The 26,715-nt window shown below is 54.5% G+C and carries 15 protein-coding genes and 1 tRNA gene; 2 read left to right on the top strand and 14 right to left on the bottom strand.

Annotation, left to right across the window (positions count from 1 at the left end):
- Positions 1–53: 53 nt before the first annotated feature.
- Positions 54–9,818: an ExeM/NucH family extracellular endonuclease gene (locus ABD931_RS27675; RefSeq protein ID WP_345271303.1), complete on the bottom strand. Its 9,765-nt coding sequence runs from the start codon at positions 9,816–9,818 to the stop codon at positions 54–56.
- A 451-nt stretch (positions 9,819–10,269) separates the two neighbouring features.
- On the opposite strand from ABD931_RS27675, the gene ABD931_RS27670 reads away from it, so the two are divergent.
- Positions 10,270–10,575, top strand: a complete 306-nt coding sequence (locus tag ABD931_RS27670) for a hypothetical protein (protein ID WP_345271302.1) — start codon at positions 10,270–10,272, stop codon at positions 10,573–10,575.
- 280 nt (positions 10,576–10,855) lie between these two features.
- Here ABD931_RS27670 and ABD931_RS27665 read toward each other — a convergent pair.
- From ABD931_RS27665 to ABD931_RS27625, 9 genes are all read right to left on the bottom strand, one after another.
- Positions 10,856–10,943, bottom strand: a tRNA-Ser gene (locus ABD931_RS27665).
- A gap of 55 nt (positions 10,944–10,998) precedes the next feature.
- Complete coding sequence (locus ABD931_RS27660) at positions 10,999–12,072, bottom strand: asparaginase (RefSeq protein WP_345271301.1); 1,074 nt, start codon at positions 12,070–12,072, stop codon at positions 10,999–11,001.
- Between the two features lie 13 nt (positions 12,073–12,085).
- A complete protein-coding gene (locus tag ABD931_RS27655; RefSeq protein ID WP_345271300.1) occupies positions 12,086–12,892 on the bottom strand; it encodes a TatD family hydrolase in 807 nt (268 codons plus the stop codon).
- Positions 12,893–13,002: 110 nt separating this feature from the next.
- On the bottom strand, positions 13,003–14,010 hold the full coding sequence (locus ABD931_RS27650) for a glycosyltransferase (protein WP_345271298.1): 1,008 nt from the start codon (positions 14,008–14,010) through the stop codon (positions 13,003–13,005).
- A complete protein-coding gene (locus tag ABD931_RS27645) occupies positions 14,003–14,635 on the bottom strand; it encodes a polysaccharide deacetylase family protein (RefSeq protein ID WP_345271353.1) in 633 nt (210 codons plus the stop codon). The genes ABD931_RS27650 and ABD931_RS27645 overlap by 8 nt, the downstream gene beginning before the upstream one ends.
- Positions 14,636–14,732: 97 nt before the next feature.
- Positions 14,733–15,857 (bottom strand): glycosyltransferase family 2 protein, encoded by a 1,125-nt coding sequence (locus ABD931_RS27640; RefSeq protein WP_370469363.1) that lies wholly within the window; start codon positions 15,855–15,857, stop codon positions 14,733–14,735.
- Positions 15,858–15,869: 12 nt separating this feature from the next.
- Entirely contained in the window at positions 15,870–17,492 is a 1,623-nt protein-coding gene (locus tag ABD931_RS27635; RefSeq protein WP_345271297.1) for an alpha-amylase family glycosyl hydrolase, read from the bottom strand.
- 455 nt (positions 17,493–17,947) lie between these two features.
- Positions 17,948–19,858 (bottom strand): helix-turn-helix domain-containing protein, encoded by a 1,911-nt coding sequence (locus ABD931_RS27630; RefSeq protein WP_345271296.1) that lies wholly within the window; start codon positions 19,856–19,858, stop codon positions 17,948–17,950.
- 101 nt (positions 19,859–19,959) lie between these two features.
- Complete coding sequence (locus ABD931_RS27625) at positions 19,960–20,700, bottom strand: acyl-[acyl-carrier-protein] thioesterase (RefSeq protein ID WP_345271295.1); 741 nt, start codon at positions 20,698–20,700, stop codon at positions 19,960–19,962.
- An 88-nt stretch (positions 20,701–20,788) separates the two neighbouring features.
- On the opposite strand from ABD931_RS27625, the gene ABD931_RS27620 reads away from it, so the two are divergent.
- Positions 20,789–21,643, top strand: coding sequence for a pirin family protein (locus ABD931_RS27620; RefSeq protein ID WP_345271294.1), 855 nt, complete (start codon positions 20,789–20,791; stop codon positions 21,641–21,643).
- A 90-nt stretch (positions 21,644–21,733) separates the two neighbouring features.
- On the opposite strand, the gene ABD931_RS27615 is transcribed toward ABD931_RS27620, so the two are convergent.
- From ABD931_RS27615 to ABD931_RS27600, 4 genes are all read right to left on the bottom strand, one after another.
- Positions 21,734–24,535, bottom strand: coding sequence for an alpha-amylase family glycosyl hydrolase (locus ABD931_RS27615; RefSeq protein ID WP_345271293.1), 2,802 nt, complete (start codon positions 24,533–24,535; stop codon positions 21,734–21,736).
- 334 nt (positions 24,536–24,869) lie between these two features.
- Complete coding sequence (locus ABD931_RS27610) at positions 24,870–25,295, bottom strand: hypothetical protein (protein ID WP_345271292.1); 426 nt, start codon at positions 25,293–25,295, stop codon at positions 24,870–24,872.
- Between the two features lie 172 nt (positions 25,296–25,467).
- The gene (locus tag ABD931_RS27605) at positions 25,468–25,860 is read right to left on the bottom strand and encodes a hypothetical protein (protein WP_345271290.1); all 393 of its coding nucleotides are present in this window, start codon (positions 25,858–25,860) and stop codon (positions 25,468–25,470) included.
- Positions 25,861–25,987: 127 nt separating this feature from the next.
- On the bottom strand, positions 25,988–26,290 hold the full coding sequence (locus ABD931_RS27600; RefSeq protein ID WP_345271289.1) for a hypothetical protein: 303 nt from the start codon (positions 26,288–26,290) through the stop codon (positions 25,988–25,990).
- Positions 26,291–26,715 lie beyond the last annotated feature (425 nt).

Here is a 26,715-nt window from a genome sequence, read left to right as displayed (position 1 = left end):
CCCACTCCTGCTTGAAGTGGGGCTTTTTTCGGCATCTAAACCGCTGCCGGGGGTTACTGCTTCATTAATTTAATCAGCTTAACCTGCTGCTCGGTGATGGCCTGTAGCAGCAGCACACCGGTAGCCTGCCGGCGCACATCGAACGTCTGCCGCTCGGTGTCTGCCGCACTTTCAATATGGCGGCTTTCGATAACTCTGCCCTGCAGATCGGTAAGGCGCAGTTGCAGCGACTTACCTTCTGCTCCGCGAATCGCCACCGTCAGTTCATCCTGAACCGGGTTACCCAGGGTGGTTACCTCCAGCTCACTGGCTACCTCCGGCGTACCCAAGCGGCCTGCCGATCTAACGACCGTCAGCGTGAAGCTGGTAGTACCCGAGAGCTTACCGGGGTCGGTGGCCGTCAGCGTAATGACCGACACCCCAACTGCCGAAGGCGCTCCACTGATGGTGTTCGTTTTGGTGCTGAAGCTTAAGCCCTTCGGTAAGCCACTCACGCCATAGCTGAGTTGGGTCGGGGTCTCGTTATCTGTAAACACCTTGGTCACATCCAACGAGTACGACTGTCCCACTGCAATGGTGGTATTGGAAACCGGTGTCGCTACATAGGGCCTCGTGTTACCCTGATTCACCGTAATGCTGAAGCTGGCGCTGCCCGTTAGGCCGCCCGGATCGGTGGCCGTTACCGTTACGGAGGTTATACCCGTTACCGACGGCGTACCGCTGATGGTCAGCTTCGATGCGTTGAAGCTTAGCCCATCCGGTAAAACGGAGGTGCTGTAAACGAGCGATTTTGGCGTTTCGGCATCGGTAAAGGCCGGTATGCTCATACTGAAGGCCACACCCACCGTCGCCGTCTGGCTGGCAATAGTCGAAGCAACCGGTGGCGTATTCGGAACCGGCACTACGCTCAACGTAAAGCTGGCGCTGCCCGTTAGGCCGCCCGGATCGGTGGCCGTTACCGTTACGGAGGTTATACCCGTTACCGACGGCGTACCGCTGATGGTCAGCTTCGATGCGTTGAAGCTTAGCCCATCCGGTAAAACGGAGGTGCTGTAAACGAGCGATTTTGGCGTTTCGGCATCGGTAAAGGCCGGTATGCTCATGCTGAAGGCCACACCTACCGTCGCCGTCTGATTAGCAATAGTCGAAGCAACCGGTGGCGTATTCGCCGGCGTGTTGACCGTGACACTCACCGGAACCGCTACGGTCTGACTGACCGGTGAGGTGGCATCGGTTACCACAACCGTAAACGTTTGCACACCTGCCGTTAAACCGGAAACGGTTGCCGTAGCACTAGTTCCATTCGTGATGGTTCCGGGACCGTTCCAGACGTACGTATACGGAGCTGTACCGGCAACGGCATTTACTACCAGGTTAGAAGACTCGTATGGGAAAATAGAAGCCGGGCTGGCCGATGCGGTTGCCGAAAGCTTCGATATAACCGTTACGGTTACCGAAGTCGGATTGCTCAGACACTCACCTACTTTGCATTGTACGTTATACACATAGCTGCCCGGCGTAGTTGTAGCGACGGTGATCGAACTACCTGTACCACTTGCGGCACCGGACCACACCAGCGTACCGGTGCAGCTTGTCGTTGACAGTACCACACTCGGCGAACCCTGCACCGCCGTTACACTGGCCAGCGCCGGTGCCGTTGGTAGCGGATTTACCGTTACCTGAGCCGAAGCCGTAGCCGAGCAACCGGCCGCTGAGGTGACTGTTACCGAGTAAGTACCCGTAGCCATGGCGCTGATGGTAGCTGTTGTGGCTCCTGTGCTCCACAGATACGAACCTCCTCCACTGGCCGTCAGCGTCGCACTCTGACCCTGGCAAACCGTGACACTCGACGGGGTGACCGAAGCCACCGGCAAGGCATTCACCGTTACGGTCGCTGTTGTGGTAGCCGTCTGGCTGTTGGCATCCGTCACCAGTACAGTGAAGACGTTAGCGCCCGTAGCCGTCAGACTCGCTACGGTTGCGGTAGCACTCGATGCGTTGGTGATTGTACCGGCACCGGACCAGGCGTAGGTATATGGCACCTGACCACCACTCACCGACACGGTCAGGGTAGCTGTACCACCGACGCAAACCGCATTTGGCGTAGCCGTAGCCGTCAGCGAACTGATCGGGGCGGGCGTTATCGTTACGGTTGCCGAAGTCGGATTGCTCAGACACTCACCTACTTTGCATTGTACATTATAGACATAGCTGCCCGGCGTAGCCGTCGAGACGGTGATCGAACTACCTGTACCACTTGCGGCACCGGACCACACCAGCGTACCGGTGCAGCTTGTCGTTGACAGTACCACACTCGGCGAACCCTGCACGGCTGTTACACTGGCCAGCGCCGGTGCCGTTGGTAGCGGATTTACCGTTACCTGAGCCGAAGCCGTAGCCGAGCAACCGGCCGGTGTGCTGATGGTTACCGAATAGGTACCCGTAGCCGTTGCGCTGATAACCTGCGTGGTGGCACCATTGCTCCACAGATATGAAGCACCTTCGGCGGCCGTCAGGGTTGCTGACTGGCCCTGGCAAATTGTGGCACTCGACGGGGTGACCGAAGCCACCGGCAAGGCATTCACTGTAACGGTAGCCGTTGTCGTGGCCGTCTGCCCATTCTTATCTGTAACTACTATCGTAAACACATTAGCCCCGGTAGTGACCAGGTTAGACACCGTTGTGTTGGCGCTGGTGTTGTTGGCAATCGTCCCCGGTCCGCTCCAGGCATACGTGTACGGAGCGGTACCACCACTCACCGATACCGACAGGTTCGTCGTTCCAGAGGTACAGATGGCACCTGGCGTAGCCGTAGCCGTCAGCGAACTGATCGGCGCTGCATTTACCGTTATACTCACCGTCGCCGAAATAGTCTGGCTGGTCGGAGTAGTGGCATCACTGGCTGTTACCGTGAAGGTTTGCACACCCGTGGTCAGACCCGATACCGTAGCCGTGTTGCCACTGGCATTAAGCGTGCCCGGACCCGTAAAGCTGTAGCTGTAGGGAGCCGTTCCGCCCGTTACCGTTGCCGACAGGCTGGTAGTACCGCTGGTGAGCAGTGTTGTCGGATTGGCTGAAGCAACCAGCGTCAGGGCAGTAGCGGGCGACGTCAGATTCAGGCCAATAATGACCGGATCGTGATCGGAGGCACGGTAGGGGGCAGCGCTGTAAAGACTGCTAATCTGTCCTGCCGATTTATTTTCCGTGTTATAATCCAGTACAATCGGCTCATCGGCGTTGATGTGCCACTTATCAGCACCGCTCACCTGTCCCTGTAAACTGGACGAACCGAGGGCATGGTCAAGTGCCCCAACAAAACCGTCAAATACATACGAGTAGGTTGTGTTAGGTACCAGATTGGTGTACCCACCATTTTCCAGTGTTGTCAGCGGGTCTTCTTTCGCATAAGCGTTCAGGTCACCCACAATCAGGTAATCCGGATCGGTTGTGCCTGTTGGCCTGGTGGCTAACCAGGAAACCAGGTCCTGCGCCTGCCGCGTACGGGTTCCGTTGGAAGCAGACTGTCCATCACCGCTATCGGTATCACCGGCACCGCCCGAGCTTGAGCCTTTCGATTTCCAGTGGTTAGTAACCAGCGTAAATACGCCATTGGTTGTGTTATCCCGGAAAGTCTGGGCCAGTGAGCGCCGACCAACCGCCGTAAATGCACCGGTTCCGTAATTGGACGGAATGGCAGCGGATGCCCCTAACGGCGTTACTTTGGCGGGCTTGTAAATGATGGCTACCGTAATGGCATCGCTTGAGATACAGCCTGAGTTAACGAAGGTGTAGGAATTGGCACCGGCAACGGCGTTCAGTCCATTAATCAAATCCTGGATAGCACTGTTGCTGCCGAAACCATTGTTTTGCATCTCATTCAGCCCCATCACGTCAACCCCGGAGTTAATAATGGCACCAATAACCTTATCGCGCTGACGGGTAAATTCAGTCTGGTTAGTGGCTCCACGTCCTGCAATAGAACCACCATCGCATTTGGTGAAACTGGCGGTACCAAAGGTGTTGAAGTAGTTCAGCACGTTGAAACTGCCTGCTTTGAGTGTTCCTCCTACCACAGGCGGATTAGCCGGGCGTGGGTTGGTCGGCTGGAAATTAGCATCGGCCCCGTTTGTGGTTTGCAGACGATACCCTTCCAGACGCTCATCCAGCACCGCCGTGATGCTCTCGACCTGATCGCCACCGCGCAGGGTATTCGATGCGCTCAGCGGCTGACCGCCCCGGCCAAAGATGATCGGGTCGGGGTTCTGGGTGGTGCTGCCATCATCCAGAATGATCTTGCGTTTGGCTACCTCCGCCAGATAGGCCGTGTAACCGGGTACACTGGGGGTGCTGAACTGCGTGTACTGATCCAGACGGGCGTCGGTGCCCGGCACATCCGAAGCACCCGTTGCCGAAAGCACCACCTGACCATAGCGGCCCAACTGGAAGTACTCGGTTACGGCCAGATTGCCGCTGGCGGCCCGCATATTGACCAGCATCCCTTCATACCGCTCCAGGTCCGAGACACTGCCGACGGGCAGCGTTACGGTAACGGCAGTGGGCAGGGAGGCCGTGCCGGTTTTAGTCACACTGCTCAGATTGCCTAGCTGCGTGAGGCTGCTGCTGACGCCGTTGCTGCTGCTGGTAAACTCGGCTACGATACCCGTCACGCGGACTTTGTCGCCTTCACTGACGGAGAAGGAGCCAGTCGGGTCGAAGACGAAAATTCCTTCGGAGGTAGCCGGGTCGGTGTCGGCATCACTATCCTCCTCCTGCACGTAGAAACCGTTGAGTTTGGTAGCGCCGGTGAAGGTGCGGGTAACCACGCCTTCAATGGTCCGTGTACCACCAAATGCCGTGTTGAAGGTTGAACCACTACCCTGTATATCGTGGATCAGGGTGATGGTGACCTGCGATGAGACTACCGTGCCACTCACCGGAACAGTCTGGGTAGCGCCCCCACCGGTCAGGGTGATGGTGCCTGAGTAGGTACCGGCCGGCAAGCCTGCTGCCAGTTGCACCGTCACCTGACCACCCACCAGCGCTGAATTGCTAAAGGGCAGGGTAGCAGGGGAGACGGTGAGCGCCGTGCTGGATGAACTTGCCGTAATGTCGCCGGACTCAGCATTCAGATTACTGCCGCTGATGGACAGCGTTTTGCTGGCCGGGCCATTGCCTTCCACATACGACAACCCATTCGCTCCGGTAAGGGAAACCGGAGAGGCTGTTAGCGTTGCCACCGGTGGACCTGCTGAATTTACCGTTCCGATAACCGTTAAGTTATCGAAGCGCAAGGTTCCGCCCGTACCTGTAGAGCCATAGCCATACAACCGGAAGGTAGTCGGGGAAGTCCGATTAGTTAAGCCGGTCAGGGTAAAAGACGCATTGGCGAAGCTACCATTACCAGGACTTGCCACATTGCCGATGTTACTGGCATAATCGTCGGCACTTGAACGCAGGGCTACGTTAGCCGGACCGGTACCAGACCGTTGCATAGCAACGGTTATGGTAGTCAGATCTAAGGTGTAGTTCGCTGCGGGAGCTACGGTGAACTCCAGATAGTCGTTATCTGACGTGACAACTGAAGTAGAAGCACTCCATCCGGCAGCCGTGTAAGCCCGGCCTGGACTACCTCCAACATAAGTCACACTAGTTACACCCGTACCAAAAGCAGCGTTGCCGGCTGAGGTGTTGGCCGCTACGGTAGTTGGCGTGTTTACATCACCTTCAAAGGTCCAGGTGGCCAGAGTAGCAGCCGCCGGGGGAGTTGTTGTCGCACTAACCGTTCCACTCACGGCCACAGTAGCCGTTGCCGATCCACTGACGTTGGTAATAGCTCCACTTATGGTACCGCTGCTGAATCCTGTCAGACGTGCGTAAATCACGGCAGAGGTGGTAGACTGCGGCAGCGTCAGCGAACTGGTGAAACTGCTATTGTCCGTGCTGACGACCACGCCTGCGGGAGCCGATACCGACACCAAAGCGGTCAGGTTAGCGGCTGTCAGGGTATAGCTCTGGCTGGCTGACGGGTTACCTTGTGTAGCCGTAAAGCTGGTCAGACTCGTCGGGTTGGCCGACAGCGTAGCTACAGGAACATCCGTCACCGTTACACTCACCGTCGCCGAAATGGTCTGGCTGGTCGGCGTAGTGGCATCGGCCACCGTTACGGTGAACGTTTGCACCCCAGCCGTCAGATTCGTGACCGTAGCTGTATTCTGGTTCTGGATAATGTTGCCCGGTCCGCTGAAAATATAGTTGTACGGACCCGTACCACCCGTTACCGTGGCCGAAAGGCTGGTAGTACCGCTGGTCAGCAGTGTTGTGGGGTTTGCTGTTACATTCAGGCTCAGCGCCGTTACCGGTGAGGTCAGGGCCAGCCCAATAAGGACCGGGTCGTGGTCTGAGGTCCGGAACTGATCCGGATTGTACAGACTCGCAATCAGTCCCACCGTCTTGAAGTTGGTATTGTAGTCCAGCACACTCGGCTCATCGGCGTTGATGTGCCACTTGGTCTTACCCGTCACCTGCGCAGTCAGCGAAGCACTGCCTAATGCATGGTCCAGCGCACCCACAAACCCATCGAACACATACGAGTAGGAGGTGTTGGGTACCAGGTTGGTATAGCCACCCTGCTCCAGCGCTTTTACCGGATCTTCCAGGGCATAGGCGTTCAGGTCTCCCAGAATCAGGTAATCCGGATCAGCCGTACCCGTAGGCTTGGTGTTTAACCAGTCTACCAGATCCTGCGCCTGCTGGGTACGCGTACCGTTAGAAGCACCCTGTCCGTCACCTTTGTCCGTATCCCCGACTCCACCCGCGCTGGAGCCTTTCGACTTCCAGTGGTTGGCCACTACCGTGAAAACCTCATTGGTAGCATTCTCCCGGAAAGTCTGGGCCAGGGGCTGACGTCCTACCCGGCTAAAGGCCGCACTCGTCGAGAGAGAAGCGGGAGTACCTACAGGGGTTACCTTAGCCGGCTTGTAGATCATGGCCACCGTAATGGCATCTGTCGAAATATAACCTGAGTTAACAAACGTGTACGTACCGGGGGCGGTGGCCGTATTCAGGCCGTTGACCAGATCCTGAATGGCACTGGCTGGGCCAAAGCCGTTGTTTTCCATTTCATTCAGGGCCATCACATCCGCTCCGGAAAGTGTAATGGCCTGAACGAGCTTAGTACGCTGGCGTGTAAACTCCTCGGGGGTTTCGGCACCGCGCGGCTCAAACGTAATGCCGTTGTAGGTGACCAGAGGTTGGCCAGATGCGGGATTGCTGTCTAAGTCGTTAAAGTAGTTCAGCACGTTAAAGCCGGCTACTTTCAGGGTTCCGCCTACTTCAGCCGGGGTCGTCGGCCGCTCGTTGGTCGGCAGGAAGTTGACGCCCGTTGTAGTTTGCAGCCGATACCCTTCCAGGCGCTCATCCAGCACCGCCGTGATGCTCTCGACCTGATCGCCACCGCGCAGGGTATTCGATGCGCTCAGCGGCTGACCGCCCCGGCCGAAGATGATCGGATCAGGGTTTTGGGTGGTACTGCCATCATCCAGAATGATCTTGCGTTTGGCTACCTCCGCCAGATAGGCCGTGTAACCGGGTACACTGGGGGTGCTGAACTGCGTGTACTGATCCAGACGGGCATCGGTGCCCGGCACATCCGAAGCACCCGTTGCCGAAAGCACCACCTGACCATAGCGGCCCAACTGGAAGTACTCGGTTACGGCCAGATTGCCGCTGGCGGCCCGCATGTTGACCAGCATCCCTTCATACCGCTCCAAGTCCGAGACACTGCCGATGGGCAGCGTTACGGTAACGGCAGTGGGCAGGGAGGCCGTGCCGGTTTTAGTCACACTGCTCAGATTGCCTAGCTGGGTAAGGCTGCTGCTGACGCCGTTGCTGCTGCTGGTAAACTCGGCTACAGTACCCGTCACGCGGACTTTGTCGCCTTCACTGACGGAGAAGGAGCCAGTCGGGTCGAAGACGAAAATTCCTTCGGAGGTAGCCGGGTCGGTGTCGGCATCACTATCCTCCTCCTGCACGTAGAAACCGTTGAGTTTGGTAGCGCCGGTGAAGGTGCGGGTAACCACGCCTTCAATGGTCCGTGTACCACCAAATGCCGTGTTGAAGGTTGAACCACTGCCCTGTATATCGTGGATGAACGTGATTGTTGTCGGTTGGGCATTTACAGTTGCACTCACCGGAACAGTCTGAGTAGCGCCCCCACCGGTCAGAGTGATGGTGCCTGAGTAGGTGCCGGCCGGCAAACCTGCTGCCAGTTGCACCGTTACCTGACCACCCACCAGCGCTGAATTGCTAAAGGGCAGGGTAGCAGGGGAGACGGTGAGCGCAGTACTGGATGAACTTGCCGTGATGGAACCCGATTCTGCGTTTAGACTACCGGCAACGACTGCTAAGGTCTTGCTGGCTGGACCAGTACCTTCTATATACGTTAAACCATTCGCTCCGGTAAGGGAGTTGGGCGTAGCGGTAATGGATGGGAGAGAACCACGGGGGGTTGGCGCACCTACTTCAAAGTCATTAGCGTTATTGTCCGTGTCGGTATAACCGTTGTTTTTCCGTATAGCTGCGGTCGTGTTGGTCAGCGATGCCGTTGGCGAGGTTTCCGCACAATTGGCGCTTCCGTAACCAACAAAGTCAACCACGTTTACTCCGGTTGCACACGAGCCGGATAAGGGGGTGGTTGACTTCACCAGCGCTACTTTTCCGGAGCCGGCTGCCATGGCAACATTTGCTATAACATCAGGAGTTGGTAAATCGGTAGTACCTCCATTTCCGGCAGCCTGCTGAATCAGGTAATACTTGCCGGGCTGAATCGTACCGCTCAAAGGGGTAACCTGCCAGGAGCCAGTTCCTGTTGCACCAGCATACTGCACACTCCAGCCCGTTACGTCGACCGGTGAGCCGCCCCGATTGAACAACTCAATGAAGTCATTCTTGTAGGTGGCTCCTGCGTTTCCGCCACCGCCATATACCTGGCTGATGACAATGGTGCCTGCCGAAGTCGGCGTTACTGATGCACTCACTGAACCACTCACCGCTACATTAGCCGAAGCTGTACCACTCAAATTGGTAATGGTGCCGCTGTACGAAGCCGGCGTTGCCGAACTTGCCAGCCGGACCGCAATGGTCTGGCTAACGGCCCCGCTTACCTGGGCTACCGTTGTCGAAGTAGCAAACGTGCTGCCGTCCGCGCTAACCTCAAAACCTGCCGGAGCCGATACTGACACCGAAGCGGTCAGGTTGCTACCCGTTAAGGTGTACACCTGCTGAGCCGAATTCGTACCCGTCAGTGCCGTAAAGTTTGTGAGTGAGGACGGCAAGGCAGTTAATGCCGATTGTTCGTTTACCTGACCACTAGCCGAAATAGTAGTTGATGTAGTACCGCTGGTGTTTGTAATAGCTCCACTGAAAGAGCCAACTGAAGCACCGCTCAACCGAACGTACACCACACCGCCTTCTGCGGGAAGTGTTGTAGCGGACGCAAACGTGTTTGCATCAGAACCGCTGCTCACCTCAAAGCCATTTGGTGCTGATACGCTAATAAGATTGCTTAGGTAGCTACCCGTCAGTGTGTAGCTCTGCAGGGTAGATGGCGTACCCTGAGTTGTGCTGAATCCGTTGAGGGCTGTCGGATTGGCAAGGAGCGTAGGGACATTCGCCGGATTTACCTGTCCGCTCAGTGTTACTGAGGCTGTGAGTGTGCTATTGGCGGTATGGGTAATTGTGCCGCTGAACGGACCCGCGGCTACCGTATTGGCCAAGCGGGCGTGAATGACCTGCGAGAGGTTGCCCGACGTGGGTGTCAACGATAGCGGATCTGTAGTGAATGTACTGCCGCCGTTCGTACTTAACTCGATACCGCTGGTTGCATTTACTGAGACTGGTGTATTCTCTAAATTAGAGCCCGTTAAGGTGTAGGACTTTGCGTTTGAGGCTGTTCCCTGTGTTGCAGCAAGACCTGTTAATGCATTTGGCGTAGTTGTTAGCGTAGGGGTAACAGAAACAATATCTCCAGTTACTGTAAGATTGTCTATTGAAATTTTAGGACGTGAGCCGGTTGTACCACCGGTGCCATTGTAGTAGTAGAAGCGGAACCTTACTGTCGCCGTGTTATCTAAAGTTCCAGGTATAGATACAGAGACCAAGGCAGACCCGGCAACGTTGTTAGTAGCTACGTAATTGGCGTTTAGGTCAGTATAGGTAATTCCATCCTTGGAAGCATATACTTTAACAGTCCCTTTTCTATCTCCTATACTATTGAAGACTGTTGCCGCATCAAATGATAAATTGCCCGCTTTAAGACCTGTAAAGTCTATAAAGAAGTCAAAAGCAACACTCGATGTATTGTCTGTAGCACCAGTTGATAAAAGTACTATATTTCCTGTGCCCTTTTGGACGCCACCGGTACTTCCAGTTACAAATGATGTAGAAGCAGTGGTTGTCTTTGTTGGATCAGGAATGGTAGCAGTTCCACTTGGTAAAACACTGCCGAACCGGTTAGCACCAGTGCCGCTAGCGAAGCCATTGGTCCAGTTTGCAATGTCTGAGAAATTCTCAGCGTAGGTTAGATTAGGTTGTGATGCTAAAGGAACAGGTGTCTGCCCCCAGGCACTCCCCAGCGGTACCAAAATAGCAAGCCACAAAAGTAGTTTGTTGAAAGTCTGTAGATTGTTTGTCATGTGTGTTGTTATAAACCAGATACGAAAGTACCAGAAATTTATTAAACGGTCAGTTACTAAATTGTTAACATGGCGAAAGAATCCAAAAAGAAAGGCAAATACTACCAGAAGAGTTAAATAAAAAAGCCCTGAAGTAAAGTGACTTCAGGGCTGTGGTTACAAGGCAGAGAGGAAGGGATTCGAACCCTCGATACGCTTTTGACGTATACACACTTTCCAGGCGTGCTCCTTCAACCACTCGGACACCTCTCTAATTGGGGCTACAAATATGCAGCTTTTATCACGTTTAATCAAGAAGTCGCCCCGGCTACTCACTCATTTCTCCGCAAAGCGACAGGGCCAACTCCTCCCGCAGCAGTGCGGGGTCGGCTATACGGCCAAGCAGCACCATCAGTTTGGTGATGGCGGCTTCGAGCGTAATGTCGGCTCCACTCACCACGCCGATCTGTTGCAGCAGCTTGCTGGTCTGGTAGCGGCCCTGCGTGACGCGGCCACCTTCGCACTGCGAGACGTTAAAGATGACGATTCCCCGGTCGATAGCTTCTTTCAGCGCGTCCAGAAACCAGCTATCCGTAGGGGCGTTGCCGGCTCCGTAGGTTTCCAGCACCACGCCCTTCAATCCGTGAATACCCAGCACCGAATTGACTACCTGCGGGGTAATGCCCGGAAACAGCTTCAGGATGGTCACGTTGGTGTCCAGCACCGTATGGATGTCCAGCGGCTGCCCGGGCCGGCAGGGGCGAATAAACGGATAGTTATAGTCGATGCTGACGCCGGCAATGGCCAGGTGCGGGTAGTTTTCCGATTTGAAGGCGTTGAACTGCACGCTTTCCTGCTTTTTGGCCCGGTTGCCGCGCAGCAGCAGCGAGTTAAAGTAAATGCAGACTTCCGGTACTATCGGCAAGCCATCCTGCTGGGCGGCCGCTATTTCGAGGGCGGTGATGAAGTTTTCACGAGCATCGGTGCGGGCCACGCCGATGGGTAACTGCGCCCCGGTCAGGATAACCGGCTTACTGAGATTCACCAGCATATAACTCAGCGCCGAGGCTGTATAAGCCATGGTATCGGTGCCGTGCAGAATCACGAAGCTGTCGTACTGCTGGTAGCTGCGTTCAATGATCCGCACCAGCTCTACCCACACGGGCGGCTTCATGTTGGAGGAGTCGATGATCTCGCGCAGGGTCAGCAGCGTGATCTCAAAGTCGAGCCGGCGGATTTCGGGCACTTTGTCGAGTACCTGCTCAAAATCAAACGGCAGCAGTTGGCTGGTTTGGGTATCATACACCATTCCCAGTGTACCGCCGGTGTAAATGACCAGCACCGACGAGCGGGGACGTTTGGGTAAGGCCGGGTTTATGCGAACTGTGGTATAGGAAGACATAGGTGTGGTAACGTTACTCCGGCAATAAATTGGCGTACAGGGCCGGTAAGAGCGATACCGCGTTGGCGGTGGTGTGCCGGGCCACGTCGTCAACGCTGATGCCCTGCAAATCGGCGACGCGCTGGGCGATCAGCCGGAGGTTGCCGGGTTCGTTGCGTTTACCCCGATACGGAACCGGGGCCAGGTAGGGGCTGTCGGTTTCCAGGACCAGGTGCTCCAGGCTCACATGCGGTAGCACATTATCCAGGCCGCCGTTCTTAAACGTAACCACTCCGCCGATACCGAGTTTAAAACCGAGATCAATCGCTCGTCTGGCCTCGTCTAAACTTCCAACGAAACAATGGAAAATGCCGGTCAGATCCGGTAACGACAACTGCTCGATCACATCGGCGGCTTCGGCAAAGGCATTGCGGTCGTGGCCGGCGCGAACATGGATGGAAACGGGTAATTTGAGCCGGGACGCCCACTGCAACTGTGTGCGGAAGGCGGTGAACTGTTGGTCTACATACGTCATGTCCCAGTAGAAATCCAGACCGATTTCACCGACGGCGATAAAGGCGTGGCGGTTGAGTTGGTCTTCCACCGCAATGATTTCTTCCTCCATGGTTTCGCACACGTAAGAAGGGTGCAGACCCATCATGGGCAGGCAGCGGTCGGGGTATTGGTGGGCCAGCGCCATCAGGCCGGGAATGGTTTCCCGGGCGCAGTTGGGCATCCAGATCTGGCTGATCAACTGCGAGGCTGCCTTCTCCAGCATAGCCTCCCGGTCAGCATCGAACTGCGAATCGTAGATATGAGCGTGGGTGTCGATGAAGGTCATGGGGAGTTGTTATTAGTCTGTAGTCTGTAGTTTGTACGGGGTCGCCCGGCGTTCTTAAGTTTATGGTCTGTAGTCTAATGTCCAACGGCTGATGTAGGAGTAACCGCAAATCAGGGGTTAAATGTTCGGTCTTTCCAGATTACCGGGGTGGGTACTATATAGTACAGCAGCGAGACAAACCAGTTGACGGACATTACCAGATCATACGGCAGCAGGTAGGGCAGCAAATCAAACCGCCGGAAGCGGACGGCTACCCGGACAATCTGAAACGACTGCCACAAAAACCGAGCGAGCCAGAGCCCCAGCGCCAGGCCCGGTTGCCAAAGAGCCAGCAGCACCAGCATAGGCAGAAAAAGGGCCTGGGCCACCAGCAGCACTACAAAATACCAGGGTAGCTGAAAAGCACCCACCATCCAGCGCTTTCGCTGCTGCATCCACGAACGCCGGTCGGGCAGGGCCTGCGTACTGGCCAGAACCGCCGGCTCGTAGCGGTGCGCAAAGGTATAACCCTGCTTCAGCACCTCCCGGAACAATTGGTAATCTTCGACCAGAGAGAACGGCAGCTTTTCGTAACCGCCGATCTGCTCGTACACGGCCCGCCGAACGGCCATGTTGTTGCCCATTGCCGTCAGCGGAATGTTCCAGTCGGCAAACTGCTTAATGATATTTTGGGTGACCAGCCACTCGATCGCCTGAATTTTTGTCCAGAAGCCTTCGCCGGCAATCTGCGTACATCCCGTGACAATGCCGGTGCGCGGGTCCCGAAACGCCGGCAACAGCCCCTCAATCCAGGTGGGGGGAACGGCCACATCGGCATCGGTGAAGAAAAGATAGCGCCCGCTCGCCTGCCGGGCCAGTTGCGCCAGCACATTGGCTTTACCCATTTGCTGGTTCACATTCGTGGTAATATCGACTAAACGAAAGTGAGGCTTATCACGAATAAACCACTCAACCACTGAACCAGTACCGTCCTCAGACCGGTCGTTGCCCACCAATACCTCCAGGCAGGCGGTCGGGTAGGTCAGGCGGTCGATGGCCTGCAAACAGGTCAGAATATTGGCTTCCTCGTTCCGGGCGGCAATCAGGATGCTGACCCGCTCGCGACCGGCCTCAGGCATAAATCAACTGAGGAACAGCCCGGAACTCATACCCCCGCTCGGCGAAGTGGGCCAGCATCCGGGGCAGGACGTAGCGCATATTCGGCCAGGCTTTCAGGCTGTCGTGAAAAACCACAATGGAGCCGGGTTCGGTGTACTGAATGGTTTTGCGCAGGCAGGTTTGGGGGGAGAGCGAAGTATCAAAATCTCCCGACAGCACATCCCACATCACAATCGAGTGCGTATCGAGCAGGTCCAGCGCCTGACTCCGGCGGATACGGCCGTAGGGCGGACGGAACAGCGTGGTTGCTACCCGCAGTTCGTCCTGCGCTTTATAGACGTTCTTCAGGTAGGTCTCGTCGTCGGTTTTCCAGCCGTTCAGGTGGTTGTAGGTATGGTTACCAATGGCGTGGCCGGCCTCAATCACATTATAAAAAATGTCGGTATGTTTACGCACATTATCGCCGATGCAGAAGAACGTAGCCTGAGCGGCATATTTGTCGAGTTGTTCGAGTGCAAACTCGGTGATGTCCGGAATCGGGCCATCGTCGAAAGTCAGGTAGATCACCGGTTCAGAATCGTCGAGCCGCCACAGGAACTCCGGGTAGATAGTGCGGAGGAGAAAGTTAGATTTATGTAAAAACAGAGACAAGTCGTTGGTTGCGTTATATAGGTTGTTCCTGTAGTTGCCGGCCGTTAGTCATCAGTATGGTTGGGACGATACCTGATAAACTGAATTTGCTTTATTTCAGTTTCCGGTCTTTCCACTCAAAGCCTTTTCGCTGAGCGGCTAAGCCAAAAAACATAACGTAAAAGGGATAGAGCCATTGCGTCAGCGGTATCCGGCTGACGGCCGCTTTTTTCTGTAAAAAAACAAGAACCTGACGTAAAAACAAAAATTCCGGCAACGCCTTCAGTAGAACCACACTGATAAACCCTTTAAAATCAATCCAGTTGGCCAGCCAGCTTATCAACGAGACAACCACACTGGCGTTGCTCAGAAAGATAAAGACGGCCAGCACCGTAGGCAGATACCTCTGGTAAGCCCGCCATTTGCTGGCCCATCGTTTGCGCTGGTTATAAAATGCCCGCCAGGAGGTATGCGGCCCGGTCTGCACAATGGCCTCCGGACTTTTCAAAAACCGGAGCCCCTGCGGGTACTTGCCGGCAATCTTGTGCATCAGCAGTTCGTCGTCGCCGGAGGCTACATGGTCTACGCCGGCAAAGCCGCCCACTTCCTGAAAGACCCGCTTTTCGTAGCAAAGATTAGCCCCGTTGCACATGGTAGGTACGCCCAGCGCCAGGGTGCAGGCCCCGGAACCGATCAGGCTGGCGCCTTCTACCGTTTGCAGGTAATCAAATACCGAATGCTCCGGCGTAAACGTGACCGGACCGCTGATGAGCCGGGCCTGCGTGGCTGCGTAAAAAGCGGCTATGGTTTCCAGCCAGCGCGGCCCCACCCGGCAGTCGCCGTCGGTAGTGACGATGAGTTCTCCCTGGGCCAGTTCGATGCTTTGGTGGATGGCTCGCTTTTTGGGTGAAGCCGTACGAACGTCGCTCAGCGACAGCCAACGCAGCGAAAAAGAAGCCTCACGGGCAAAGGCCTGCGTCAGGGCCAGGGTGGTATCGGTAGAGGCATCGTCGGCCACAATGACTTCAAACCGGCCGTATGTTTGCTGGTTGAGGTCGTGGAGCAGATGAGGCAGGTTCTGAGCTTCGTTCCGGACCGGAATAATGCATGTTATGAACGCATGGCCGCTTGCCTGAGCCGGTGGGTGAAACGCTGGCATACGCAGCCATGTCACCCAAAGCGTCAGGGTGAACAAGGCGTAGAGCAGTGTAATGCCGAGGAGCAGCGGAAGCAGCATAAACAGCATGAGCTACGGCTCCTTCCGGACGGCATCTGCTTCCAGCACCACGCAGCTATACGCCGGCACCCGCACCTTACCGCCTTTTATAAGCCGGCTTTTACCGGAGGTGTCAAAAATAACACGGCTCTGGGCTGTGCCGGCCGGATACAGTACCACATCCCGCCCGTCTTTCGACAGATTATGGATGACCAGCACCGAGCGGTTGCCCGACTGGCGCGTGAACGCCAGAATGCCTTTCTGCCGGATAGGACTGACGGCAATCTGGCTGAGGTTATCGTTCAGCACGGGGTGGCTGTTGCGGAAGTGAATCAGCTTCTGATAATGGGAAAACAGCGAGGCCGGGTCACCAACTTGCCGGGCCAGGGGTACTACCGAGGAGTCGGTCGAGTGGCGGGGCCGTCGCCAGCGGCTGCGGTGTTTGTCTTTCTCGCGGGTATCCCACAGAAACGGCTCCCGAATGTATTCGTCGGGTTTCATACCCAGCATACCAATCTCTTCGCCGTAGTAGATATACGGGTTGCCGGAGAGCGTGAGCAGGAAAGACGCGGCCACTTTGAGGTGGTTAGTGTTGCCCTTCAGCACGCTGCCAATCCGGTTCTGGTCGTGGTTGGTGAGCATGGTGGCATCGATAAACCGGGGGTTTACCTGCCGAAAGATCTTGTGGTTGGTAACCAGCATAGACACTACGTCGGCGGTATCTTTTTCCTGCGGAACAATCTGCTGCAGAGCCAGGCTGAGGTCGAAGTTGAAGTTGGCTTTCAGGCCCCGGAAGTAGGGGGCAATGTGTTCGGCGCGGGTCCAGACCTCTCCTACGGTGTACACGCCGGGTTTTACGGCCTCCATCTCGCGGCCAAACTCTTCCCAGAACTGGTGATTCTTAGGCTCCTCCCAGTCGGGATAGATATGCCGGGCGGCATCGAGCCGGAAGCCGTCGACGCCCACCTCCTGCAGCCAGAATTTGCCGGCTTTATAAATTTCCTGCCGCACCTTTGGGTTGTCGTAGTTCAGGTCGGGCATGCCGCTCCAGAACAGGGCGTAGTATTTTTCGGAGAACGGAGCCCCGTTGACGCGGTGCCAGGGGTTGCGTTCGCCGGAGTCGGCGGTGGTTTCGCGGGTGGCAATATTCAGGGAGTCGATCTGTTTTTGCGACATCCAGACGTACCAGTCGTGATACGGGTTGTCTTTGCCTTGGATAGCCTCCAGAAACCAGGGGTGCCGGCTACTGCTATGGTTGATTACAAAGTCCATAATAACCCTGATGTTGCGCTTGTGGGCTTCGGCCAGCAACCGCTTAAAGTCATCCATAGTACCATACTCCGGATCGATGCCGTAATAATCCGTTACGTCATACTTGTGGTAGGTGGGCGACGGATTGATGGGCATCAGCCAGATGGCCGAGATGCCCAGATCCTTCAGGTAATCTAGTTTGGACGTGACGCCGTTGAGGTCGCCGATGCCGTCACCGTTGCTGTCGCAGAAGGCACGGACAAAGATTTCGTAGTGAACACCGGTTTCACCCAGTCTGGGTTGGTTATTGTTGGTGTTACGCTGGGGTATTACCTGAGCGGCTGCGTTGGCAATCATGCAGAACAGAAAAAGGATATTAAGCGGTAAACAGGCAAGGAGGGTCATGATGTACCCCGGTCGGGTCGCCGGTGCGATGTAAATCCGGCTGTGAAGTTAAGAAGAAGAATAGAGTTATGAATACATCCGGATTTACATCGCACCGGCGACCCGACCGGGGTACTGAAAAAAAGGCATAGCAGGAAAAATCCTGCTATGCCTACTTCATCATAGGTTGACTCAAGCATTATTGTTTGGTAAGCGAGTAGGTATAGTTCCCCGCATTAACCAGATTCAGGGTTATCAGGTACCGGCCCGTTGCCGGCACTGCGTACCATAACCCACCACCTTCTCAGAATAGCTACGCAAAAGTACCATTGCCCGCAACTCCTGTCGCCCCACTTTACGTTTTCCTGATTAACTAATTGTTTACGCAGATGTTTGCCGGTAAAAGGCTTAAAAAGACAGCTTAACACTACAAAAATGGGTGCCACTTTCGTAAGGTGGCACTCGTTTCTTATTGCTCAGAGGGCTTCAACATCAGCCTGAGTTGCTGAAAAGTACTCACTTGGCGTTTGATTGGTAATTTTTTTGAAAGCCCGGTTAAAAGAGGTTTTAGAGTTAAACCCAACATCGAACGCCTGGCTCAGCAGGGTGTATTGTTTATACCGTGGATCTTCCATTCGCTTCTTCAGCTCTTCCACGCGGTAGTAGTTAATGAAGTCGAAGAAGTTTTTCTGGAACCCTTCGTTGATCACCTTCGAGAGTACATGCGGCTGTAGCTTCAGGCGACCGGCCATTTCGTTGATGGTCAGGCTGGGGTTGGTGTAGGGCTTGTAGCGCTTCATATACAGTTCTACCTGCTGTTTCAGGACAAGCATATCGTTGTCCAGCGCCCGCTCTTCGGAGGGCGTATCCGGATCGGTACCGGAGGCTTCCAGGGGCGGTTCCGGCACCGGCTCCGGCTGGTTGAATAATGTGACCGGCTGTAGCGGACGCAGCTTGAAGATCTCCGGCTGGTGAATGGCAAAGTAGCCCAGGAAATAAGTGATGGTAGAGAAGGCCAGCCAGATAATGTCTACGCTGCCGGCGGCTACCATAGCGATGTTGAACCCAAACAATTTTTCCAGGACGACCAGCATAAACGTAAACAGCCATAACAACAGGCAAATGGCCTGAATCACGAGCACCGTGTTGAAATACTGGAGATTCTGCTCGTAGGAAATGCTGGTCTGGTACCGGGCTTTGTAATCCTGAATGGTCCGGCGGCAGATAAGCCAATAGCCGGTGTTGAACAGCAGCCCCAGCAGGCCGCTGGCATAAAACAACGTCTGCACATCCCAGTCGTGGTTCACAATTTTCAACTGAAACAGTTTGCTGTTCATCAGAAAGAACGGCAGGTAGGCAAAAAACTGCACGGCCGCCGGAATAAAGTGCAGGTACCAGTTGGCCCTGAGCCGACTTTCGTTGAACAGCAGTTTGCGGATGTAGATGTAAAAGAGCGGGGCGTAGGTAAAGATGATAAAATCGGGCACCAGCAGCAGTTTGGTGTAGGTCTGGGCCACATCGCGGTAGCTGCTGACGGTGCGGATAAACAGCATCACCGAAGCCATACCCAGCAGAATAACCAGCCAGTTGTTGGCCGCCCGGTTGTAGTTCTGGATTGTAGGAATGGTAATGATCAGCAGCAGGCCCTGAAAGGCCGAAAAAAGAAGCAGCAGGTCGTAGACCGAATAAAAGGTAAAGGTGCCGGTGAGGTCTTCCCAACTCAGAATGGTCACCTCAATGGCCTTGTTATCAATATTATCGTGGCGAAACAACACCCGGTTGGGCCGGACTTTGCCGCTTTCCCAGCCTTCTGTCGACTCCCAGTTGCCCCGCGTAAATTTGTATTCCAGCCGTTCCAGATCGGTAGCCACAGTCACCATGTAGGTGCCGTTGGCCTGCCGTTGGAGCTCGTGCAATTCATCGCCGGGGTCCCATTTGTTAAAATTTCCCGTGATATACAGCTTGGCATCGTGGGGGGTGTTTTCGGGGATCGCCGTGATGATGAACCGATAGGTGGGGGTATGTTCCCAGCCGGCAATGGTGACCCGCACATGGGCCGGGTCGGGCTCCGTAACGGCATCGTAGAACCGGTTAGCCCGGTTGCCGCCCCGCGAGTTGCCCTCTACGGTCATCCAGCTGCCCTGCGTAAACTTATATTCAAATTGCTTCAGCGATGCCGGCAGTGTAATGGTGTAGTGGCCGTTGGGTGCTCGTTTGAGTTGGTAGGCCGGATCACCCGGATTCCAGTTGTTGAACTCGCCGGCGATAAACAATGCAGCTGAGCCCGGTAAGAAGGCCGGATACTCCACCACCTCAATCACAATCTGCGCCCGACTCGCTACACTCAGAAAAAATAGCCCAAAAACAATGCTCAGTAATGCCCTCATCTCTCCGTTGACACATCCATACCTGTTGTTTTCTCAAAGATAAACGATATGGCGCAAAGCTATAGTCCGCCCGACTAAAGAAAGTTTCGGTCTGGACACCATCAGCCCGCAACCGCTGCCCAGCCCGACCGGGCCTGCACCAGTTCTTTGCCGTGCTGGTTCAGCAGCCGGTGGACATACCGGCCGGGCAGCTCCTCACCGACCTGAGCCACAATCTGATCGGCCAGGCTGCTCTCGGCCCGGAACAGCACATCGAGCGACCGAAGGACCAACGGCTGCGAACTGGCCGGTACGCTTTCGATCAGCCACTGAAAATATACGCTGTTATTGACATGGCCGTTTACATCCAGGTCCTGCGTCCGGATCTGGAACGTGCGCTGCGTGACCGGCTCCGCCAGGGCGGGCAGGCGGTCGTCGGCTTTGGGCAGAGCCGCTACGCCGGCAAAGGGAATAAAGGTGTCCTGGACAAAAGCCGGTACGGTAACTAACTGCCGCTTCCGGATGTCCATGACCAACCAGGTGCTGGTAGCCTGACCGATGCAGGTGCCAGCCGTGTCGTAGATGTAAAAGCCCCGGTAGAAAAACCGCTTCTCCACACCAGATGGTATGGTTTCGATCCGGACGGTGTCGCGGTGCTGCGGCCAGTGAACGACCTCCAGCTTCATCCGGTACAAAATCCAGGTCAATCCCTCTTCCAGCAGGCGGTAGACCGATACACCCAGGGCGTCGGCATGGTTCCAGGCTACCTCCTGCAGCAGGTTTACTAAGGCATACGGGGTAAGATGTCGGTTGGCGTCGACTTCGCTGATCCGGATAGTAAACGTTTCTACATGGGGCTGCATGAGGCCAAAGGTACGAGGAAAGCAAAAATGAATTTTCTTTTCAATAATATTGTATATACATTAAATGTCGATGTAAATAATTTTTACCATGAAAACCGCGAGAAGTATTGATAAAATTGTATATGGTCAATGGGTAGATATGGGAGGTATGAACATACGGCAGCCGTTACCGTCCCGCCAACTTGCGTATCTGGATCCGTTTGTCCTGCTGCACCACGGTCATAACCTCATCGGCGAAGGTGTCGAGGTAAAACATGCCGGAGTTGGACCTCACCCACACCGGGGCTTTTCGCCGGTTACCTTTGTGTTTACGGGTGGGATACATCACCGCGACAGTCGACAGAACAACAGCAAAGTGTACGCCGGTGGTACCCAATGGATGAATGCCGGTATGGGTATTATCCACAGTGAACGACCGCTTGAAACCGAGCAGGAAATCATTCAGATGTGGGTAAACTCGCCGGCAGCCTATAAAATGGACCAGCCCGCCTATTTTCCGCTCTCCAGAGAAGAGACACCTTCTTTCACCAGCGACGATGGCCTGGTGACGGTGAATGTTGTTGCAGGTGACCTGAACGGCGTGAAAGGACCCATTCCGACGCTGACGCCAATCAACGCCTGGACGCTCTATCTTAAAGCGGGGGGCCGGATAAACCTGCCCCTGCCGGTTACGCACAATGCCTTTATCTACCTGCTGGACGGTCGTGTGCGGGTGAGCGATCAGACGGAGGTAAACGGCAAAAACATGATTGTGCCGGCGAACGATGGTGAAGAACTTACTCTGGAAGCGCTGATGGATACCAGGGCGCTACTGATGACGGGCGAGCCGATCGGCGAAAAAATTGTTGCCCAGGGACCGTTTGTGATGAACAGCGAAATAGAAATAATGGAAGCTTACCGCGACTTTCGGAAAGGGAAAATGGGGATTCTGATCGAGGAGTAATTCTTTTTTGTCATGCTGACGCAGGAATACGGGTAGAACTACCAGCGACGTACTTCGGCATTGGCCACCTGGCTGCGTCAGCAAAAACTACTACCACTTCACAATCTTCCGTACCGCCTGCTTATGGCCCTGCTGGATTTTCAGCCAGTACAGGCCTCTGGGCAGTTGCTGTAAACTAATAGGTTGGCGGAGGAGCGAAGCGGTTTTCTGCACCGTCTGCGACCGCAGCACTTGCCCGCCGGGGCTTCCCACTTGCAGCTCAACCGGCCCGATATACGTATTTTCGAACTCCAGCAGGGCAGTCTCCGCCGTTGGGTTGGGGTACAGCAGAATCCCGTCTGGGACGGGTTCCAGTCCGGTTATTGTGCCCGTTAACGAGCCGGAGTACGGCACCAGTCCGGCTTCAGGGGCAGGTAATTTTTCGGTAGTATACAAATGAAACTCGCCCGGCTGCAGCGACAGGGCCGTTTGCGTATTGGTTACTTCTGTTTCCTGGCCGGTAAAATAGTCGTACCATTTGCCGGTTTTTGGGAAACCAGCCTGCGTAGCCTGCATCTGCCCATCAAAGTTGCCAATAATGAACACCGTCATGCTCGGGTGGTTGAGCGTGATACGTTTGACCACCTGGTCGAAATCCAGCGTAAAATCCGTGGTCTGGAACGCTGGCTGCCTCATCTTCAGCGTAATCAGCTCCTGGTAGACCCGAAACAGTTTCCGGCGCTCGGGGTCCTGCAGGTATTCCCAGCGGATGGGTTTGGTGCCCGTGCGGCCATTTTCGTTGATAGATACGTCGTAGCCCAGTTCGCCGAACTGCCACAGGAGTTTAGGGCCGGGAACGGGCAGGAAAAAGGTAGCCGCCAGCTTGGCCCGGTCCAGCGCCGTTGGGAGATTTCGGGTGTTGTAACTGCCGGCCACCCGGCCGTTTTGCCGCACATCGTACACCAGCCGTTCTTCATCGTGGCTTTCCAGGTAACCGACCACATTGGGGTTCTGCCAGCCGCGCTGTTTGTAGGAAATCCAGTTCGGGTTGGCGGTGAAGCCTTTGGCCAGGGTGCGGTACGGATCGTTGAGGTTGCCCCAGAACAGCATGCCGTAATCAGCCAGTTCCCGCTCTTCGGTATTATCGGCAAAGTGCTCCAGAATGACGTAGGCTGTGGGGTCTACACTGCGAATCTGGTTGTAAATGCGCTTCCAGATGGCTACCCGGCCGGCATCGTAAGCGCTCCAGGCCCCTACATCATTGCCGGTGTTTTTCTGGGTAAAGCCTTTAGACAGGTCGAACCGGTAGCCGTCAAACTTGTATTCGTCCAGCCAGAAGCGGTTGACGCGCTCTACGTAGGCCTGCGTGGCCGGACTTTCGTGGTTGAAATCAAAAAAGACGCTGAAAGGGTGCGTGGCCTGCAGGTTAAAGAACGGGTTGTTGGCTGCCGGCCTGCTCCCGTCCCAGTACAGCCGGACATAGGGAAACTCGTAATCGGCCTGGTTCAGCACCATGTCCAGAATGACGGCAATGCCGTTTTCGTGACATTTGTCGATAAAGGCTTTCAGGTCGTTTTTGGTGCCGTATGCTTTGTCGGGCGCAAAGTAGAAAACCGGGTTATAGCCCCAGGAGTCGTTGCCCGAAAACTCCATAATCGGCATCAGCTCAATGGCATTGATGCCCAGTCGCTTCAGGTAGGGAATGGAGTCGGCAACGGTCTTGTAGGTGCGGGCACCCACAAAATCACGGACCAGCAGCTCATACACGACCATATTCTTCGGGTCGGGGCGCCGGAAATTTGGTACCTTCCAGGTATACGGTGTCTGGTTGGTTTGCAGCACCGACACAATGCCGGAGGCCCCGGCCGGATACGCCTTCAGGTTTGGGTAGGTGGTAGCGGTTATGAACCGGTCGTTGTTGGGGTCCAGAATCGTTTCGGCGTAAGGGTCGGCCACGGCAATGGTTCCGTCCACCAGGTATTGATACGCCACCTCCTGACCGGCCGGCAGGTTATTCAACTCCAGCCAGTACCGGTTACCGTCGGGCGTCCGGTTCATCAGGTATTGGGCCGACGGGCTCCAGTTATTAAACTCACCGATGAGATACACAAAGCTTTTTTGCGGGGCAAACAGCACCAGTGTAGCCCGGTTAGCAGTCTGGTAATTGATGCCGTCCCGCAGACCTGCTGGCAATGGCGCCACCGGCGACTGCGGCCGCACGGTGAAGTAAAAGGTGTCGGCGGCCGTTTCGGTAGCGGTCTGGGCGCGGAAGATAACCGTCCGGCGCTGCCCCGGCTTTGTGCCGGAATTTAGCGTAAAGCGCAGCGAGTCCTGATTGGCGGCGGTGGCAACGGGGGTATTATCCAGCAACAGGCTCAGGTTGGCCCGCTGCGAAGCCGTAGCCCGGACCAGCAGATTCTGGTTAGGGTCGACAAAGAAGTTTTTTTCGGTAGGGGCGAGCCGGGCCACGCTCAGCCGACTGTCGTAGATGCGGATAAAAAAGTCTTCGGTCTGGGCCTGTCCGTTGCCGCTTTTTAGCAAAACCCCCAGCCGGCGAATAGGCTTATCGGCCGGAACCTTGAAATACTGACGCGGCACCAGCTTGATTTGCCAGCGGTTGTTACCCAGCGGGCTCATTTTGCCGGGTTCGTACGGTTTAGAGAAATCGGTCTGACCGGTGGGCTGGTACTCAAAGGCGTTGCCGGTGTCGGTGGTGCCGGCTCCCGACCACAGATACACATCGTCGGTTTTGCCGAGCAATCCACGGGCGCGGGCGTCCTGTGCTCGTGATACATCGAAAATGATGGTAACTTCCTGGTCTGCAGTAGGAAAGGCCGGAATGGTGGTGATTGCCTGGCTGTATCCGAAATGCCGGAGGAGGAAAAGAAAGAAACTAACGGAGAGGGCGCGCATCGATCATAGGTTTATCAAGGCGCTAAAATAACGGATTGACCAGGGAAACCGTAATAGACTCGCTTCGGCGTGGCCTGTCTTCATCGGCCAAAGCCGGCGGGTGAGCCCAGGCGGGTCGGACGCGAGTGTAAGGGATATGTATCTAAAATGCACCACCTGGTATACGTTAACCAACGCCCCCATATGTCACTGGCTGGCTCACAAGCCACAATAAATGGCCATACTTTCGACCTTTACACTCCTGCCGGGATGGGCTGTTTACCTAACAACCGGATGCGTAGCTCTTGTCGATCGGCATCACAGTAAAGCACAGTCTAAACGACTTAGCCAAAGACTAATGTTGTAAGTAGAATATGTTTAGAATAAATCCAATAGTTAACAGCACAATACCTAAAAGGCCCACAATCAGAGGAGGACGAGCTTGGGTCTTCATCCGAACGAGTAGCATTCCATAAAGCAGGCCAGTTACCAGTAAGCTGCCAAAAATCAAAATTGTTATGGGTAGCCAGTCTTGATGAGTTAGATTAAATTGATATTGCAGGACGATAATAACAAATCCTCCTGCAAGCAACCCTCCACTTATAGCCCGCATAAAGCCAAGAATTAGCGTTTGCATTTGAGGCTCTAATTCCTCCCATTTCTTATGAGTCGCTACTTGATGGTAGCTTAAAAAAGAGGGCTTTATAAAATAAATGAATCCAAACAATAAGAGCAGCAATGCCGCAAAATAGGTACAAACGGTTGCAGGCCAGTTACTCATATAAAATACGTTACTTAATACTCATCAAGTGCCATTCAAAAGGGCAATTTAATAGTTCTACTGGGTTCGTTCGTCCGCGAACTCGGTGGCGGTTGCGCAGTTTGCTTGGTATACGGGCGGGCTGCCTGTCGCCGGAGGGACGACAGTGCAGTGCAAACCGAGCAATGATAAATTACGCAACGACGCTTTGTTGCTGCCGAAAGAGCGTACCTGACCAAACAGCAAGCACGATGGAAAGGATAACCTGCCCCCATCCCGTCGCTTTTTCGATCCCGTTCAACACGGCCAGCGTGTGAACGACGATCAGGGAGAGATTGGACAACATTATTGTTAATAGCATGACTTTACCCCCTAACGTGGAGCCAGCATTGCGCACATACCAGCACGCAGCGCCATAAGCGAGTAAGTGAGTACCGTAACTTCGTGCCACCATTTTAACCCCGTCATTGAGCCAGGAGGGGTTTGTAAGATATTGCTCCGCCATAAACTCAGGGGCAAAAGTAAGGCTCAGCCCAAAAAGTGAAACGACGACCGCTACGAATTTGAATAGATTTTTGGCATTCATTGTATGGTAAGTCTGCGAGTTACAAATTACTTTTGTTCAGCCTGCTTATGTCGAGCGCAAGTTGACTAAAAAAACAAGCACCTGCCCTCCTTCCAAACTTTTGGTCTGTTACTTGGTCCCGAATACGCTAATTTGGAAATCCCCTATACATTATGTAGAGTTGTTTGATATTTGAACCAAAAGGTGCTTCATTCGCTATAATCCAAAGTTTATGATTAGCTATTAACGCTTCTTTTGCCGCTTGAAAAGCCCAATCAGGCCACGCTGAAATATATTGTTTTTCATCATCCTTGACACACACCATATTATGGCTCGTTAGGTTTGATCCTACATAAATTACCTGGCAAAAATTTACGTAAGTTGCTTTGGCAGCAACTTCACTAACAAGTTTCTCAAATTCGTTATTTGAGAAAAGAAGTTGTGAGTCCATTTGCTTTATAAATTTAAATTTAGACAAAGATTATACTGAGCCTCTCAGGGGCGTTTTAATTGTCAGACACAACTCACCTGATAAGCTTGCAAGCGACTTATGATTTTTCTCACCCAACAAGTTATTGTACGCAATATCAATAAATTACAAAGTGCTATAAATCAACTATTTGTAGTTTAGTCTGATGTTCACCTTTATATTCGCAGCTTAGTGGCTGACCGTCCACAATGATAATTGAATTCAGCAGAATGGCAAGGCTTATGTTACGAAAAATCGCCGGCAATTTATTAATCGTACGGGGTGCATTTCAATTTGTCGTATTGATGTATGTGAGTTGATTGGTTGACGGGGAGCGCCTTAGGTTGTACCTTGAGCTAGCTAACTAACTACTACTCCGATGCTGACCGAAGAAGAATTCCTGGCCC

It is taken from the genome of Nibrella viscosa (assembly GCF_039541875.1).
Classification (GTDB): Bacteria; Bacteroidota; Bacteroidia; order Cytophagales; family Spirosomataceae; genus Nibrella; species Nibrella viscosa.
This window is presented reverse-complemented; position numbering and strand designations above follow the sequence as displayed.

Excerpts from the sequence above, each read along its gene's own strand:
- ABD931_RS27660 (WP_345271301.1), bottom strand. The coding sequence starts at position 12,072 with ATGTCTTCCTATACCACAGTTCGCATAAACCCGGCCTTACCCAAACGT.
- ABD931_RS27655 (WP_345271300.1), bottom strand. The coding sequence starts at position 12,892 with ATGACCTTCATCGACACCCACGCTCATATCTACGATTCGCAGTTCGAT.
- ABD931_RS27650 (WP_345271298.1), bottom strand. The coding sequence starts at position 14,010 with ATGCCTGAGGCCGGTCGCGAGCGGGTCAGCATCCTGATTGCCGCCCGG.
- ABD931_RS27640 (WP_370469363.1), bottom strand. The coding sequence starts at position 15,857 with ATGCTGCTTCCGCTGCTCCTCGGCATTACACTGCTCTACGCCTTGTTC.
- ABD931_RS27635 (WP_345271297.1), bottom strand. The coding sequence starts at position 17,492 with ATGACCCTCCTTGCCTGTTTACCGCTTAATATCCTTTTTCTGTTCTGC.
- ABD931_RS27630 (WP_345271296.1), bottom strand. The coding sequence starts at position 19,858 with ATGAGGGCATTACTGAGCATTGTTTTTGGGCTATTTTTTCTGAGTGTA.
- ABD931_RS27625 (WP_345271295.1), bottom strand. The coding sequence starts at position 20,700 with ATGCAGCCCCATGTAGAAACGTTTACTATCCGGATCAGCGAAGTCGAC.
- ABD931_RS27620 (WP_345271294.1), top strand. The coding sequence starts at position 20,789 with ATGAAAACCGCGAGAAGTATTGATAAAATTGTATATGGTCAATGGGTA.
- ABD931_RS27615 (WP_345271293.1), bottom strand. The coding sequence starts at position 24,535 with ATGCGCGCCCTCTCCGTTAGTTTCTTTCTTTTCCTCCTCCGGCATTTC.
- ABD931_RS27610 (WP_345271292.1), bottom strand. The coding sequence starts at position 25,295 with ATGAGTAACTGGCCTGCAACCGTTTGTACCTATTTTGCGGCATTGCTG.
- ABD931_RS27605 (WP_345271290.1), bottom strand. The coding sequence starts at position 25,860 with ATGAATGCCAAAAATCTATTCAAATTCGTAGCGGTCGTCGTTTCACTT.
- ABD931_RS27600 (WP_345271289.1), bottom strand. The coding sequence starts at position 26,290 with ATGGACTCACAACTTCTTTTCTCAAATAACGAATTTGAGAAACTTGTT.